The organism is Streptomyces sp. NRRL WC-3549 (assembly GCF_000721935.1).
In the GTDB taxonomy this organism is placed as follows: Bacteria; Actinomycetota; Actinomycetes; order Streptomycetales; family Streptomycetaceae; genus Streptomyces.
Window position 1 is genome coordinate 1241 of sequence record NZ_KL585438.1, and the last position, 1966, is coordinate 3206.

A 1966-nucleotide genomic window follows, 5' to 3' on the forward strand; every position below is an offset into this window, starting at 1 on the left:
GGCCGACCCGGACAGTGGCCTGCTGCTCATCCGCTCGGACGCCCCCGGCGAGGACCGGCTCGGCTGGGGGGTGCTCGGCAGTTGTCTGCCGGTCCGCTTCCCGGAGTGCCTGCGCGTGCCGGACGCGACGCCGACCCCGTTCGCCGTGCAGCCGGGCCAGATGCTGATGCCGGAGAGCTGTGCGGTGGCGCTGCGGATCGACGGCGCGTGCGGCAGCTGGGTGGGCGTCTGGCGCCCGTCGGGGCGCACCCTGCACCAGTACGCGGCGCCCGGCGGCTGGCTGACCGGCACCGGTTTCTGGACCCGCGACGCCGTCCTGAACCTGCCGTACGCCGAGCAGGGCGCACCCTGCGCCCTGGCCTCGCTGGAGGCCCCGGCGGACGAACCCCACCGGTTGGATGCGAACGGAACGGAACCATCCGCGGCGGACGCGACTCCTGGTGTATGCAGGCCCGTTCCACTCGGCGAGGCACCTCTCACCAGCCGCACGGACCCTCGGTGACGGCCTCGCCCGCGACGGGGAGTGGACCGCCCGCCGTCGCGGGCGGAGTCGTAAACTTGGCCGACGCTACGCAGCCGTTCCGTGCGGGCGCCCACGGTGACCGTGTCGGGGGGCGGTGGCGGGGCTGCGACCACACGTCAGCGATCGCAACGGAGTGACTTCCCACATGTCTGAAGCCCGAACCGTCACGACCCAGACGCGCCCGCCGGAGGCGGACGCGGAGCGGGCCGCAGCCGGCGGCTCCGGAAAGCACCGAGGGGGCGCGTCGGCGGAGAACACCGCCGCGCAGCCGCAGGGCCGGCACCGCCGCCCCGCCCAAGGGAGCGGCAGCGCGGCGGCCTGAGGCCGCACCGCCCGGCGAACCGAGGGCCGTCACAGCCACCCGGCCGTGACGGCCCTCGCGCGTTCCCGCCCCAGCCCGCTCCACCCGGGACATTTGTCATGGTCAAGTCCGTACAGGAACACCTGCCGGAGGAGCGGCACGCCCCGTAGCGTCGTGACCATGACGCAGACAACGGGGACACAACCGGCACAGACGCCGCCAACGGGTGCGCGAGCAAAGGAAGTTACGGCGACCGGTCCGGCGGTGTGTTTCACCGGCGCGGTCAAGACGTTCGGCAGGGCGGACCGCACCGTACGGGCCGTCGACGGCATCGACCTCACCATCGAGCGCGGCGAGACCGTCGCCCTCCTCGGCCGCAACGGTGCGGGCAAGTCCACCACGATCGGGCTGCTCCTGGGGCTGGACGACCCCGACTCCGGTACCGTCCGGCTCCTGGGCCGGACCCCCGACCGCGCGGTCCGCGCCGGGCTCGTCGGCGCGATGCTCCAGGACGGCCGCCCCATCCCCCGGGTGACGGTGCGTGAGCTGATCGCCTTCGTCGCGTCCACCTACCCGAGCCCCCTGCCGGTCGCGGAGGCGCTCGCCCTGGCGGGGATGACGGCGTACGCGGACCGGCGCGTCGACAAGCTCTCCGGCGGCCAGACCCAGCGCGTCCGCTTCGCCGTCGCGCTGGCGGGCGATCCGGAGCTGGTCGTGCTGGACGAGCCCACCGCCGCCCTGGACGTCAAGGCGCGCCGCGCGTTCTGGGACTCCATGCGGTCGTTCGCGCGGCGCGGCAACACGGTCCTGTTCTCCACCCACTTCACGGGGTTCATGACGGGGCACGGAAAGCGCCGGGCGCGGTGGGGCCGTGCGCGGTGGCCGGTCCGGCGCCTACCCCGCGCAGTCGTACTGCCTGGTCAGGCTGTCGACGCCCTCCAGGAGGACGGTGCGGCTCTTGGAGATCAGATCGGAGGTTTCCCCGTCCTCCTTGACCAGGATGCCAGGGGCGATCTTCAGGTTCACGATGACGTGGGGCGCGCTGGTTCGCATGGGCCGGGCGCAGGAGTCGGGGAGCTGGACCTCGCTCTCGCGCGGTCCGATCCAGCCGGAGTGCCCGTGCTGTCTCTTATACACATCTC

At 73.3% G+C, this 1966-nt stretch carries 2 protein-coding genes and 1 pseudogene; all 3 read left to right on the forward strand.

Annotated features, from left to right (window positions below):
- A pseudogene (locus IH13_RS0132330) lies at nucleotides 1-502 on the forward strand (hypothetical protein); the annotation flags it as partial.
- 166 nt (nucleotides 503-668) lie between these two features.
- Entirely contained in the window at nucleotides 669-845 is a 177-nt protein-coding gene (locus tag IH13_RS44165; RefSeq protein ID WP_199814919.1) for a hypothetical protein, read from the forward strand.
- A 243-nt stretch (nucleotides 846-1088) separates the two neighbouring features.
- Nucleotides 1089-1966, forward strand: an 878-nt coding sequence (locus tag IH13_RS45285; protein ID WP_234433472.1) for an ABC transporter ATP-binding protein, incomplete at its 3' end; no start/stop codon positions are given.